Source organism: Micromonospora sp. 050-3, assembly GCF_046549335.1.
Classification (GTDB): Bacteria; Actinomycetota; Actinomycetes; order Mycobacteriales; family Micromonosporaceae; genus Micromonospora; species Micromonospora trifolii.
In genome coordinates this window covers 2,214,684-2,227,159 of record NZ_JAJPVX010000001.1, presented here as the reverse complement: position 1 = coordinate 2,227,159, position 12,476 = coordinate 2,214,684, and the positions used below count along the sequence as shown (strand labels likewise).

The 12,476-nt window shown below is 71.3% G+C and carries 13 protein-coding genes; 4 read left to right on the top strand and 9 right to left on the bottom strand.

The window, feature by feature from the left end:
- Positions 1-3: 3 nt before the first annotated feature.
- The 5 genes from ACLJOK_RS10000 to ACLJOK_RS09980 are packed head-to-tail and all read right to left on the bottom strand — an operon-like array spanning position 4 to position 5,344.
- Positions 4-411: a hotdog domain-containing protein gene (locus tag ACLJOK_RS10000; RefSeq protein WP_410817814.1), complete on the bottom strand. Its 408-nt coding sequence runs from the start codon at positions 409-411 to the stop codon at positions 4-6.
- Positions 408-1,172: an OAM dimerization domain-containing protein gene (locus ACLJOK_RS09995; protein WP_410817813.1), complete on the bottom strand. Its 765-nt coding sequence runs from the start codon at positions 1,170-1,172 to the stop codon at positions 408-410. Before ACLJOK_RS09995 ends, ACLJOK_RS10000 begins: the two co-directional genes overlap by 4 nt.
- Positions 1,169-2,728, bottom strand: coding sequence for a lysine 5,6-aminomutase subunit alpha (locus ACLJOK_RS09990; protein WP_410817811.1), 1,560 nt, complete (start codon positions 2,726-2,728; stop codon positions 1,169-1,171). Before ACLJOK_RS09990 ends, ACLJOK_RS09995 begins: the two co-directional genes overlap by 4 nt.
- Positions 2,725-4,290 carry an amidohydrolase gene (locus tag ACLJOK_RS09985; protein WP_410817809.1) on the bottom strand — a complete coding sequence of 522 codons (1,566 nt, stop codon included), beginning with the start codon at positions 4,288-4,290 and terminating at the stop codon, positions 2,725-2,727. Before ACLJOK_RS09985 ends, ACLJOK_RS09990 begins: the two co-directional genes overlap by 4 nt.
- A gap of 4 nt (positions 4,291-4,294) precedes the next feature.
- Positions 4,295-5,344 carry a zinc-binding alcohol dehydrogenase gene (locus ACLJOK_RS09980; RefSeq protein WP_410819300.1) on the bottom strand — a complete coding sequence of 350 codons (1,050 nt, stop codon included), beginning with the start codon at positions 5,342-5,344 and terminating at the stop codon, positions 4,295-4,297.
- 153 nt (positions 5,345-5,497) lie between these two features.
- Between ACLJOK_RS09980 and ACLJOK_RS09975 the strand changes: the two genes are divergently transcribed.
- Together ACLJOK_RS09975 and ACLJOK_RS09970 are read left to right on the top strand one after the other, a co-directional pair.
- Positions 5,498-6,904 carry a KamA family radical SAM protein gene (locus tag ACLJOK_RS09975; protein ID WP_410817808.1) on the top strand — a complete coding sequence of 469 codons (1,407 nt, stop codon included), beginning with the start codon at positions 5,498-5,500 and terminating at the stop codon, positions 6,902-6,904.
- Positions 6,905-7,058: 154 nt separating this feature from the next.
- Positions 7,059-8,237 (top strand): low temperature requirement protein A, encoded by a 1,179-nt coding sequence (locus ACLJOK_RS09970; RefSeq protein ID WP_410817806.1) that lies wholly within the window; start codon positions 7,059-7,061, stop codon positions 8,235-8,237.
- A gap of 106 nt (positions 8,238-8,343) precedes the next feature.
- Here the strand turns inward: ACLJOK_RS09970 and ACLJOK_RS09965 are convergent, their stop codons facing one another.
- Complete coding sequence (locus ACLJOK_RS09965; RefSeq protein ID WP_410817804.1) at positions 8,344-8,892, bottom strand: TetR/AcrR family transcriptional regulator; 549 nt, start codon at positions 8,890-8,892, stop codon at positions 8,344-8,346.
- 113 nt (positions 8,893-9,005) lie between these two features.
- On the opposite strand from ACLJOK_RS09965, the gene ACLJOK_RS09960 reads away from it, so the two are divergent.
- On the top strand, positions 9,006-9,950 hold the full coding sequence (locus tag ACLJOK_RS09960) for an NADP-dependent oxidoreductase (RefSeq protein WP_410817802.1): 945 nt from the start codon (positions 9,006-9,008) through the stop codon (positions 9,948-9,950).
- Between the two features lie 3 nt (positions 9,951-9,953).
- On the opposite strand, the gene ACLJOK_RS09955 is transcribed toward ACLJOK_RS09960, so the two are convergent.
- Together ACLJOK_RS09955 and ACLJOK_RS09950 are read right to left on the bottom strand one after the other, a co-directional pair.
- The gene (locus ACLJOK_RS09955; protein WP_410817800.1) at positions 9,954-10,631 is read right to left on the bottom strand and encodes a polysaccharide deacetylase family protein; all 678 of its coding nucleotides are present in this window, start codon (positions 10,629-10,631) and stop codon (positions 9,954-9,956) included.
- A 410-nt stretch (positions 10,632-11,041) separates the two neighbouring features.
- The gene (locus ACLJOK_RS09950) at positions 11,042-11,236 is read right to left on the bottom strand and encodes a CsbD family protein (RefSeq protein ID WP_088989634.1); all 195 of its coding nucleotides are present in this window, start codon (positions 11,234-11,236) and stop codon (positions 11,042-11,044) included.
- A gap of 156 nt (positions 11,237-11,392) precedes the next feature.
- On the opposite strand from ACLJOK_RS09950, the gene ACLJOK_RS09945 reads away from it, so the two are divergent.
- Positions 11,393-11,998 carry a histidine phosphatase family protein gene (locus ACLJOK_RS09945; protein WP_410817798.1) on the top strand — a complete coding sequence of 202 codons (606 nt, stop codon included), beginning with the start codon at positions 11,393-11,395 and terminating at the stop codon, positions 11,996-11,998.
- Here ACLJOK_RS09945 and ACLJOK_RS09940 read toward each other — a convergent pair.
- Entirely contained in the window at positions 11,934-12,440 is a 507-nt protein-coding gene (locus ACLJOK_RS09940; RefSeq protein WP_410817796.1) for an Lrp/AsnC family transcriptional regulator, read from the bottom strand. The two genes, ACLJOK_RS09945 and ACLJOK_RS09940, sit on opposite strands and share 65 nt — an antisense overlap.
- Positions 12,441-12,476 lie beyond the last annotated feature (36 nt).

Sequence of the window (12,476 nt, the reverse complement as noted above, 5' to 3'; positions counted from 1 at the left end):
GGCTCACTCCTCGCGACTCACTGTGGCGGCGGGGACGACCACGGTGCCGGTCGCGGTGACCGCCACGATCGGCGGGTCGAGGACCTCCGCGGCGGACGCGGAGCGGTCCGGGCGGCCCCGGCACACCACCGCGCAGCTCAGTTCCAGGGTGCGGCTGCGGGTGCCCACCCGTGACACCTGCGCGGTGACCTCGATGACGTCCCCGGCATGGATGGGCGCGTGGAACCGCACGTCGGCGTACCCGGCGAACAGGCCCTCGTCGCCGTCGGTGCGGATGCACACCTCCGTGGCGACGTCGCCGAACAACCCGAGCGCGTACGCCCCGTCGACGAGGTTGCCGGCGTAGTGGGCGTGCGAGTACGGCACATACCGCCGGTGCGTCACCGTCAACCCGAGCCGTGCGTCGGTCATGCCATCGCCTTCCGTTGCGTGATCAGGGCGTGCACGAGGTAGCTGGCCACCTCGCCGGGGGTGGTGCCCCGGCCGAAGATCCGGTCCACGCCCAACTCGTCGGTCATCGTCTCGTCGAAGCGGGGACCACCGACGATCAGCAGCGGACGCCGCCCCGCCGGCATCGCCTCCCGGAACGCGGCGGACATCTCCCGGGTGTTGTGCAGGTGCGCGTCGCGTTGGGTGACCACCTGCGACACGAGCACCGCGTCGGCCTTCTCCGCCCGGGCGGTCTCCACCAGCTCCGGCACGCTGACCTGCGCGCCCATGTTGGTGACCTTCAACTCCCGGTAGTACTCCAGGCCCTTCTCCCCCGCGATGCCCTTGACGTTGAGGATCGCGTCGATGCCCACCGTGTGCGCGTCGGTGCCGATGCACGCCCCGACCACTGACAGCTTGCGCCGCAACCGCTGCTTGATCACCGTGTTGACGTCCTTCGCCGACAGCAACGCGAAGTCACGTTCCACCACCTGCACGGCGTTGAGGTCGACCAGGTGGTTGACCCGCCCGTAGACGACGAAGAACGTGAACCCGTCGCCCATCGGCTTGGCGTGCACCACCATCGCCGGGTCGATGCCCATCTTGTTGGCCAACTGCACCGCGGCGCCCTCGGCGCGCTTGTCGTGGGTCACCGGCAGGGTGAACGACACCTGCACCATCCCGTCACCGGTGGTGTCCCCATACGGGCGCACGATCTGCTTGCCGGTCTGCACCGCGCTCATGCGGCGGCCTCCAGGATGTCGGTGGCCGGGTTGCAGTAGTCGGCCTCGTGCGCGGCGACCCCGGACAGGCCCTTGCCGCGGTCCGCGGGCCGCTTCATGATCCCGAAGGTGCCCTCGGCGATCGCCGTGAGCAGCGTCTGCTCCCCGATGCGTTCCAGCAGGTCTAGTGCCTCACCGAGGACCTGGTTGGCGCGGCGGCGGATGAACCCGCCCGGCGCGGGCACGAAGTCCTCGTGCAGCGCACCGGCCGCGCCGAGGACGTAGCGCACGTTCTGCAGGGCGATGTCCCGGTCGGACAACCACGGCGTCACCACCGCCTCGGTCATCATCCCCACCAGCAGGACGCCCTGACCGGTCAGCGCGCCCGCCAGGTTGAAGAACCCGTCGAGCAGGTTGCCCCGGAACACGTCACCGGTCATGTGCTTCGTCGGCGGCATCCACTTCAACGGCGCGTCGGGGAACAGCTCCCGGGCCAGCAACGCGTGCGCCAACTCCAACCGGAACGACTCCGGCACCTCCGGGTTGATCTCGAACGCGTGCCCCAACCCCAACTGCCAGTCCGCCAACCCCGCCTCGTGCGCGAAGAACTCGTTGAGCAGCTGCGACACCGTCACCGTGTGCGCCTCGTCGACAGCGTCGGCGGTGGTCAGGTAGTTGTCCTCACCGGTGTTGATGATGATCCCGGCGCGGGCGTGCACCTGCCGGGAGAACCGCTGGTCGACGAACGTGCGCACCGGGTTGATGTCGCGGAACAGGATCCCGTACATCGAGTCGTTCAACATCATGTCGAGGCGTTCCAACCCGGCCAGGGCCGCCATCTCCGGCATGCACAGCCCGGACGCGTAGTTGGTCAACCGCACGTAGCGGCCCACCTCCTTCGACGACTCGTCCAACGCCGCGCGCATCAGCCGGAAGTTCTCCTGCGTGGCGTACGTGCCGGCGAAGCCTTCCCGGGTCGCGCCCTCGGGCACGTAGTCCAGCAACGACTGCCCGGTGGAACGGATCACGGCGATCACGTCCGCGCCGGCGCGCGCCGCCGCCTGCGCCTGCGGAATGTCCTCGTAGATGTCACCGGTGGCGACGATCAGGTAGATCCACGGCCGCTGCGCCGGGTCGCCGTGGCGCTTCACCAGCCGGTCCCGCTCGGCGCGCCGCCGGTCGATGCGGCGGATGCCCGCGCCGACGGCCTTGCGCGCCGCCGACCGGGCGGCCGTGGCCGCCCGCCCGGTGGGCTGGGTGAACCGCACCGACCCGGCCGCGGCCTTCTGCGCCAGCAACGTCACGTCGGTGCTGCCCTCACGGACCAGGGCGTCGAACACCGGCACCGCCACCCCGTGACCCAACCCCACGTCCGCGGCGACCGCGTCGACGAGCCGGTTCACCCACGGAATGCCGTCCGGGTCGGCGCCGGTCACCCCGGCCAACCGCAGGACCGCCCGCTCCACCGACACAGTGGTGTGGCTGCGCGCCAGGTCCACCACCGGCTGCCCGGCCCGACGCGCCAACTCCCGCGCCCGCGCCACCAGCACCGGATCAAGATCAAGCTTCCCGGTCATGACGACCCTTCCTCGTAGATGACCTCACCGCGCAGCACCAGCCGCCCGCACACCGGCAGCGGTGTCGGGTCGTCCGGACCCCGCGCCTCCGGGTCCTCGGCCTGCAACACCGGCAGGCCCCGCTCCACGCCCGCAGGCGTCGACCACACCGCGAACGTCGCCGGCGCACCCAACGCCAGGACCCCCTCGACGTCCAGGTGCACCGCCCGCCACCCGCCCCGGGTGTGCGCCGCGAACGCCGAGCGCACACCCATCCGCTGCGCCGGGTTGTGGTGCGCCACCGCCGCCCGCACCGACCCCCACGGGTCCAGCGGCGTCACCGGCGAATCCGACCCGAACGCCAACGCCACCCCCACCGAGTGCATCGCACCCATCGGGTTCGACTCCAACGACCGGTCCAACCCCAACCGCGTCTCGTACATCCGGCCCGCGCCACCCCACAACCGGTCGAACGCCGGCTGCATGCTCGCCACCACCCCGTACTCCACGAACCGCGCGATCAACGCCTTGCTCATGATCTCCGCGTGTTCGATGCGGTGCCGGGCCGCCCGCAACCGCTCCAGCCCCACCGTCCGCGCCGCCGCCGCGAACCCGTCGAGGACGGTGCCGATCGCCGCGTCACCGATGGCGTGGAACCCGCCCTGCATGCCGTGCGCCGCGCAGTCCAGCAGGTGATCACGCACCTGCTCGACCGACAGGTACCCGTGCCCGCAGCCGTCACCGTCGCCGTACGGCTGCGACACGTGCGCCGTGCGCGACCCCAACGCCCCGTCGGCGAACAGGTCCCCACCGGCGCCGACAGCGCCCAACTCCCGGGCCCGCGCCGCGCCACCCAACTCACCCCAGTACCCGTACACCTCCGGCAACCCCGCGCCGGAGATGCCCAGCAGACCGGTGAAGTCCTCCTCGTCGGAGATCTGCGGCCCACCGCACTCGTGCACCGCCGCGATCCCCAACGACGCCGCGTGGGCGAGGGCCACCCGCTGCGCCGCGACCCGCTGCGCCCGACTCACCGACGCCTGCGCGGCCGCCCGCACCACGTGGTGCGCGTCGCGCCGCAACCAGCCCGACGCGTCGTACCCGGGCGCCTGCACCGCCTGCGGGCAGGCCGCCAGCAACGCCGACGACACCAACGCCGAGTGGATCGACGCCTGCGACAGGTACACCCGCCGCCCACCGGCCGCCCGGTCCAGCGCCACCGCGTCCGGCAACGTCGGATCCGACCAACCGGACTCGTCCCAGCCGTGCCCCAGCACCACCGCGTCCGCCGGCAGACCCGCCGCGAACCCCGCCACCGCGTCGAGCAGCTGCCCCGCCGAACGCACCCCGGACAGCTCCAGCCCCGACAACGCCAACCCGGTGTCGGTGGCGTGCACGTGCGCGTCGACGAACGCCGGCGTCACCAACGCCCCGCCCAGGTCCACCACCCGGTCGGCCGGCGGCGCGTCACCGTCGGTCCCCAACCAGACAATCCGCCCACCGGACACCAGCAGCGCGGTGGCGCTCGGGTCGGCGGGGCAGTGCAACACGCCGCCGCGGTACAACGTCGAGGGGTTCGTCATGGCCTCAGTCTGCCGCGACCCGCGCCGCGAACAGCTGACGCACCCCAGGCTCGGCCCGCAGCAGCCCCAGCGCCAACTCCGCGTGCCCCGGCACGTACCCGTTGCCCACCAGCATCGTCACGTCCGCCGCCAACCCCTCCGCGCCCAACGCGGCCGCGGAGAAGCTCGTCGCCATCGAGAAGAAGATCACCGTGCCGCCGTCAGCGGTGGCCAGTACCGCCCCGTGCTCACACCCCGGCACGTCCACGCAGACCACCGTCACGTCCGCCGGCGCGCCCAGGGCGGTGGTCACCGCCGTGGACAACCCCACCGGGTCGCGCGCGTCGGCCAACGCCACCACCGACGCCAGACCGGCGGCCGTCAGCGCGTCGCGCTCCGCCGCCACCGGCACCACCCCGACGGTACGCGCGGCGCCCGCCCGGCGCGCCGCCGCGAGGGACAGCGACCCGCTCTTACCGGCCCCACCGATCACCGCGACCCGCACCGGCGTCGGATCACCGGTACGCCGACGCTCCTCGACGTAGCGCGACACCACCCGGGCGGTCAACGCGGGCGCCCCGCACACGTCGAGCACGGCGAGGGACAACTGCGGGTCCTCGTCGTCGGGCAGCACGGCGGCGATGGAGCGCGCGAACAGGATCGCCCACCCGTCGCAGGGCACCTGCTCGCTGCGCCCGTCCCAACGGGCCAACCCGTCGGTGATCACCAGGGGCGTCAACGTCAACGACACCAGGGTGGCGACCCGCTCCCCCGCCCGGAGCCCCAGCGGGGACCGCCGACCGGCCTCCTCGACAGTGCCGATCAACATCCCGCCCGACCCGGTCACCGGGTTCTGCATCTTCCCCCGGGTCGCGATGATCTCCAGCACCTCGGCGCGGACCGCGTCACCGTTGCCGCCGTGCTTCTCCGACAACTGCCGGAAGCTCGCCGCGTCCAGGTTGAGCCGCTGCACCCGGATCCGCACCTCGTTCGGCGCGATCGCCGCCGACGTATCCAGGCGCCAGGCCGCCTGCGGCAGCACCCCCGCCGGTTGCACGACGCGGTGCAGTCCCACCGGTGACGTCACGCCAACCTCCCCCTGCCAGCCGTCCGAAGCCCCGGTCAAGGCTCGCGTAACGGGAAAACTTACGGCAGACTAGTTTCTGTACCGAATATTTTCCAGTAGCCTTCGGGCTTCGATGATCAGCCGTAACACCGAGGAGGGGCCGTGACCCAGACCCAACCGGTTGAGACCATCCCTCAACCCCGTCACGCCCCGGTCGCCGTACCGACCGCCGGGCAGCCCTACGAGTACCACCGCCGCCCCCTGGTCGAACCCGACTGGACCCGCTTCCCCGGCTGGCGCCACGTCACCCGCGACCAGTGGGAATCCGCCCAGTGGCAGCGCGTCAACTGCGTCAAGAACATCAAGCAGCTCCGCGCCGTCTTCGGTGACCTGATCGACGAGACCTTCTACGCCGACCTCGAGGCCGACCAGTTGGCCCTGGCCACCATGTCCATGCTGGTGCCACCACAAATGATCAACACGATGGTGCCGTTCGCGACCCTCACCACCGAGGCGCTGCTCGCCGACCCCATCCGCCGCTACATGATCCCGGTCGCCTCCGACCGACGCACCGACTGGCCCTCACACCCCTACGCCAGCCGCGACAGCCTCCACGAGCACGACATGTGGGTCGCCGAAGGGCTCACCCACCGCTACCCCACCAAGGTCCTCGCCGAGCTGCTCTCCACCTGCCCCCAGTACTGCGGGCACTGCACCCGGATGGACCTCGTCGGCAACTCCACCCCCGCCGTCGACAAACTCAAACTCACCCTCAAGCCCGTCGACCGCTACGACGCCCACATCGCCTACCTCAAGGCCCACCCCGGCGTCCGCGACGTGGTCGTCTCCGGCGGCGACGTGGCCAACGTCCCCTGGCGCAACCTCGAGTCGTACCTCATGCGCCTGCTGGAACTGCAGACGGTCCGCGACATCCGGCTCGCCACCAAGGCCCTCATGGGCCTACCCCAACACTGGCTGCAACCCGACGTCGTCGAGGGCCTGGAGCGAGTGGCCCGCACCGCCGCCCGCCGCGGCGTCAACCTCGCCATCCACACCCACGTCAACCACGCCCAGTCGCTCACCCCACTGGTCGCCAAGGCCGCCCAGACCGCCCTCGACGTCGGCGTCCGCGACGTCCGCAACCAGGGCGTCCTCATGCGCGGCGTCAACGCCACCACCCCGGAACTGCTCGACCTCTGCTTCGCCCTCCAAGGCGAAGCCGGGATCCTGCCGTACTACTTCTACATGTGCGACATGATCCCCAACGCCGAACACTGGCGGGTCCCGGTCTGGCACGCCCAGCAACTCCAGCACGACATCATGGGCTACCTCCCCGGCTACGCCACCCCCCGCATCGTCTGCGACGTCCCCTTCGTCGGTAAGCGCTGGGTGCACATGCTCACCGACTACGACCGTGAGCGCGGCATCTCCTACTGGACGAAGAACTACCGCACCTCCATCGAATCCGCCGACCTGGAGGCGCTCAACAAGCGCTACGCCTACTACGACCCGATCGACACCCTCCCCGCCGACGGCCAGCAGTGGTGGGCCGACCACCGCGACGACTGACCCACCCACGACGAAGCCCCCGGAGTCCTCCCCTCCGGGGGCTTCGTCGTAACCCGTCACCGGCAGACTCGCGACCGGCTGCCACCCACCGCACCTTCAGGAGAATCACCAACCCCGGAACGCCACACACCGCCGACGGCTAGCGTCCACCACCATGAGACAGCCGCGGCCCGCCCCAAGCACGGGCACGGGCACCGGCGACCGGGTCACACTCGACGAAGTCTTCTTCGACGTCGTGTTCGTCCTCACCGTCACCCAACTGGCCCACGCCCTCGAAACCCACCTCAACTGGGCCGGATTCGGCCGCAGCGCCCTGATCCTCGGCCTGCTCTGGTACCTCTACACCGGCTACGCCTGGCTCAACAACCACCTGCCACCCCGACAGAACGCCACCAGACTGCTGCTCTTCGCCGGCATGGCCGGCTTCCTGCTCAGCGCCGTCGCCCTACCCGACGCTCTCACCGGCGGCGGCGCGCTCTTCGCCGTCGGCTACCTCGCCGTCGTCGCCGTCCACCTCATCCTGTTCCTGCACACCAACGCCCGCAGCGGCGCACTGCGACTCGCCCCCTACAACCTCACAGCCGCGCTCCTCGTCCTCGTTGCCGCCGCGTTCACCGGCCCCGCCGTACCCGCCCTCTGGGCCGCCGCCGTGTTCACCCAGTCCGTCCTGCCCTACCTGCTCCCCCGCCTGTCCTGGACCGGCGTTCCCGACGCCTTCCACCTGCGCCCCGCGCACTTCGTCGAACGACACGGACTGCTCGTCATCGTCGCCCTCGGCGAATCCGTCGTCACCATCGGCATGGGCGTACCCGCCGACGAGCCCACCGCAGCAACGGCCGCCGCGATCGTGCTCGCCCTCGCCGTCCCCGTCGCCCTCTGGTGGACCTACTTCACCGACACCCGACCCGCCACGGCCGCCCTGGCCGCCGCAGCACCCGCCGCTCGCAGCCAGATGGCCGCCCGTACCTACGTGTTCCCCCACTTCCTGCTGCTGCTCGGCGTCATCTCGACGGTCGCCGGTCTGCATGCCGCCGTCGCCCGACCTGACGAGCCGGCCACCACTGGCGCCGCCCTGGCCCTCGGCGGCGGCGTCGCGCTCTACCTGGTCGGCATCGCCGCCGTGCGCCGCGCCCTACGCGTGCCTATCCCCCTGGCCCGACTCGTCGCCGCGGTGGCGGCGCTGGCCACCGTCGCCATCGGCGTAACTCTTCCGGTGACCGTCCAGCTCGTCACCACCATCGCCATCCTGGTGCTGATGCTGGTGACCGACACCCGGCGGTCCACCCGCCGCGGTGACGACGAGAGAACATCCCTCGAAGCGGAACGAGCGTAGCGCCCTGATCGCCCGGCCAACTCGACCTCGCCCACCACGAGATCGAACGTCTCCTGCCGCCCGTCCGCGAACTGAACCAGTACGCCCCGCCGACAGCCCACACCAGTCAGGCACTGATACCGGCGAGGACGAGGTCCGCGACCCTACCGATCACCTGGGCACTCGTCGTCGCCGGCAACCGCCGAAGCGACGCGATGGCCAGCAGACCGGCCCGGACGTCGTCCGCGCCAACGCCGTCGCGCAGCACACCCGCGGCCCGGGCCCGCCCGACCAGCACGTTCAACGCCTGCGCGTGCTCCCGCCGCTCCTGCTGGAACGCGACACTCACCTCACCCGGCCCCAACAACGCCTCGTTGAGCGCCCGGTCATGGATCTGCCGCTCAGCGAACTCCCGCACCACCCCCGACAGCGCCCGCCACGGGTCCGGATCGTCGAGCGCGCGGCGCATCCGCACACCGCAGTCGTCCACCCGCTCGGCCAGGACCGTCGCCACCAACTCCGTACGTGTCGGGAAGTGCCGGTACAGGGTCGCCACACCCACCCCCGCCCGTCGCGCCACCTCCCGCATGGGCACCTCGAGCCCCGCCGACGCGAACGCCTCCCGTGCCGCCGCCACCACCCGATCACGGTTGAACCGGGCATCGGCACGCTGCATCTGAGACATCTCCGACCGGCCTCCCTCTCACTTGACCCCACAGCGGAACAGCTGCTCCGTTTCCGACCTACGGTACGACTACCACCCCGTCTTCCCAGGCAGAGGAGCCCCTGATGTTCGCCGTGCAGTACGACAGGTTCGGTGGCCCCGAGGTACTCCACCTCGGCACCGCCGACGCACCACGGCCCCGGGCCGGCCAGATCCGCATCCGCGTCCGGGCCGCCGGCGTCTCGCCCGTCGACGTCGGCCTCCGCGCCGGCCGCACCCCGATGAGCGCCCAACTACCGTTGCCACACGTCCCCGGCGTCGACGCGGCCGGCGTCGTCGACGAGATCGGCGACGACGTCGACGGCGTGACCCTCGGCGACCACGTCTTCGGCATCGTCGAGCTGGCCAGACTCGGCGGCGCGAGCGCACAGTTCGCGGTACTGCAGCTCTGGGCGCACAAACCCACCACCATGCCGTGGGCCCAGGCGGGCGCGGCGGGCACCAGCATCGAAACCGCCACCCGGGCCCTCGATTTGCTGGACCTACGGCCCGGCATGACGCTCCTCGTCGACGGCGCCGCCGGCGGCGTCGGCAGCACCGCCGTCCAACTCGCCGCCGCCCGCGGCGTCCACGTCATCGGCACCGCCCGCGCCGACAACCACGATTTCCTCCGCCAACTCGGGGCGACACCGGTCACCTACGGCCCCGACCTCAGCAACCACCTCGACGCCCTGGGCGTGACCCGGATCGACCGCGCCCTCGACGTCGCCGGCGCCGGGTCCCTGCCCGAACTGCTCCGCCTCACCGGCGACCCGACAGCGGTGCTCACCCTGGCCGACTTCACCGCCCCCACCCACGGCGTCCGCCTGTCCATGGGGCAACTGGCCGGCGAACCCGACGGCCGCCACGGCCTGCCCGCCGCCGCCGAACTGTTCACCGAGGGTCGATTCAGGGTGCCGATCGAAGCGACCTTCCCGCTGGAGAAGGCGGCCGACGCACACCAGACGGCCGAGCACGGATCCCGCCGCGGAAAGATCGTCCTGACCGTCGACGACGTGCGGGAGAGCTGAGCCTCAGCCCTCGGCCAACACCTCGGACAACGGTGCCGGCACCAGCCCTCGCTCCCGCAACCCCGCCAGGATGTGCGGCAACGCCTCATCCGTCATCGCCGCGTTCGCCTCGGTGACATGCATGATCACCACCGACCCGGGGCGAACGTGGTCCACCACCGCCCGCACCAACGGCTTCCACGCCGTCGCGAACGGATCGCCGCTGACCACGTCCCCGTCGACCACCGTCACACCCAGCGGCGCCAACGCGTCCAACGCCGCCGCGTCGTGGCACAACCCGGGGAACCGGAAGTACCGGGTCTGCCGACCCCCGTACGGCGCAATCACCTCGAACGTCTTCGCCACATCACCGGCCAGCTCGTCGACCGGCAACCGCGGCAGGTCGTAACAGTCGGCGGTGAACGCCGCGTGCCCGTAGGTGTGATTGGCCAACTCGAAGCGCGGATTGCCGGCGATCCGCCGGGTCACGTCCGGATACCGCTGCACCCACTTGCCGGTCAGGAAGAACGTCGCCGGCACCTGCTCACGCTCCAGCAGGTCGAGGATGCGCAGGTTCGCGTACGACTTCACCCGGCCGGCCCGCAGGCTGGCCAGCATCCCGTCGGTCATGTCCGCGTCGAAGGTCAGCGCGACCTTGGCACCGATGCGCGGGCCGTGATCCACCACCGGCGCCCTGCTCACCACCCCCGTCGCACCCGGGACAGCCGGAACCGTCGGCGTCGGGACCGCCGGCGATGCGGTGGCCGACGGCGCAGACGCGGACGTAGATGCAGACGAGCCGACGAAGACCGGCTGCTCCGGCGGCGGCACCCGGGACGCCGTGCACGCGACACTGCCGGCAACGGCCGCCGCAACCAGTACGCCACACCACAATGGGCGGAGCCGGGGTCGGATCACGTCGCAGATCATCGCAGACGCGAAAGTGCCTCACTGCCCCGCGCGCTCAGCCCCAACCCGTCGATCTTGCACTTCCCGTTGTCGACATCGGTTGAATAGCCCTTATGTCGGAACAGTAAGTGCGAGATCGCGGCGCAGGGGGCACGGCGGGTCCCCGGGCGACGGTGCGCCCGGGGACCCGTGGACCGCTCACGTCACTTCGTGAAGGAGTCCTTCACGTTGCGACCAGCATCCTTGACGTTCTGACCGGCCTGCTTGGCGCGCGCGTCGCTCTGCTGGCTGGCGCCCTCGCCACGCATCCGCTCGTTGTCGGTCATGTCGCCGACGCGCTCCCTCGCGGCGCCGGCCATCTGCTCAACCTTGTTCTTTGCCTTCTCGGTGAAGCTCATCGCGCCTCCTCGGTCTGGCGGTTGTCCTCGCTCGCTTGCCCGGTCTCCGGGTGCCGAAACCGGCGGTGCCGGGTGGCACACCCGGTAAGGCATCCTAGGAAGATAGGTAGTGGAGGGTCGCCTGTCGGCCCCGCCCCGCGATGGTTAACTGACCGCATGGGAGAGCTCCTGCTGATCCGGCACGGCGAGACCACCTGGAGCGCCAGCCTGCGGCACACCTCGTACACCGACCTGGAGCTGACCCCCGACGGCGAGCGACAGGCCCGCACCCTGGCCGCGTTCCTGGCCGGCCGGCGCTTCGTCACAGTGCTGACCAGCCCCCGCTCCCGGGCGCTGCGCACCGCGCAGCTGGCCGGGCTCACCGTCGACGCCGTCGACGAGGACCTCAGCGAGTGGAACTACGGCGAGTACGAGGGCCGCACCACCGTCGACATCCACGACGACGATCCGCACTGGAACATCTGGACCGACGGCTGCCCCGGCGGGGAGTCCCCCGCGCAGGTGGGCGAACGGCTCGACCGGGTGCTGGCCCGCGTCACACCGCTGCTCGACCGTGGCACCGTAGCGCTGGTCGGGCACGCACACAGCCTGCGGGTGCTCGGTGCCCGCTGGATCGGCCTGCCCCCGTCCGCCGGTGGGCGGCTACGCCTGGAGACCGCCACGGTCAGCGCGCTCGGTCACGAACACGGCCGGCAGGTCATCCTGCGGTGGAACCAGCCGGCTCCTCCGGCACCCGGGACCGCGACCGACTCGGTGCCGTAGCGCTGATCTTCGGTGGCCGGTTCTCGTACGGCGTGGACAACACCACTGTCGTCCGGGTCGTGACGTTTGCCGAGGTGCGGATCTCCTGGAGCACCCGCTCCAGGTCGGTGGGGCTGGCCACCCGCACCAGCAGGAGGTAGAAGTCCTCCCCCGCCACCGAGTAGCAGGAGTCGATCTCGGGCAGGTGGGCCAGCCGCTCCGGGGCGTCGTCCGGCTGCGACGGATCGAACGGCCGGATCGCCACGAACGCGGTCAGCGGCAGCTCCAGCGCCTCGAACGACACTCGGGCGGCGTACCCCTTGATCACCCCGCGCTGCTCCAGCCGGCGGACCCGCTGGTGCACGGCGGACACCGACAGCCCCACCCGCTCGGCCAGGTCGGTGTACGACAGACGGCCGTCGGCGGTCAGCGCGGCGACGATAGCGCGGTCGATCTCCTCCACGGCGTGCAACCTACCGGTAAAACCGTCGCGCGGCGA

Bases quoted from the DNA above. Each gene is read 5' to 3' on its own strand.
- ACLJOK_RS09995 (WP_410817813.1), bottom strand. From the start codon at position 1,172: ATGAGCGCGGTGCAGACCGGCAAGCAGATCGTGCGCCCGTATGGGGAC.
- ACLJOK_RS09950 (WP_088989634.1), bottom strand. From the start codon at position 11,236: ATGAGCTTCACCGAGAAGGCAAAGAACAAGGTTGAGCAGATGGCCGGC.
- ACLJOK_RS09965 (WP_410817804.1), bottom strand. From the start codon at position 8,892: ATGCAGCGTGCCGATGCCCGGTTCAACCGTGATCGGGTGGTGGCGGCG.
- ACLJOK_RS09945 (WP_410817798.1), top strand. From the start codon at position 11,393: ATGGGAGAGCTCCTGCTGATCCGGCACGGCGAGACCACCTGGAGCGCC.
- ACLJOK_RS09970 (WP_410817806.1), top strand. From the start codon at position 7,059: ATGAGACAGCCGCGGCCCGCCCCAAGCACGGGCACGGGCACCGGCGAC.
- ACLJOK_RS09990 (WP_410817811.1), bottom strand. From the start codon at position 2,728: ATGACCGGGAAGCTTGATCTTGATCCGGTGCTGGTGGCGCGGGCGCGG.
- ACLJOK_RS09960 (WP_410817802.1), top strand. From the start codon at position 9,006: ATGTTCGCCGTGCAGTACGACAGGTTCGGTGGCCCCGAGGTACTCCAC.
- ACLJOK_RS10000 (WP_410817814.1), bottom strand. From the start codon at position 411: ATGACCGACGCACGGCTCGGGTTGACGGTGACGCACCGGCGGTATGTG.
- ACLJOK_RS09985 (WP_410817809.1), bottom strand. From the start codon at position 4,290: ATGACGAACCCCTCGACGTTGTACCGCGGCGGCGTGTTGCACTGCCCC.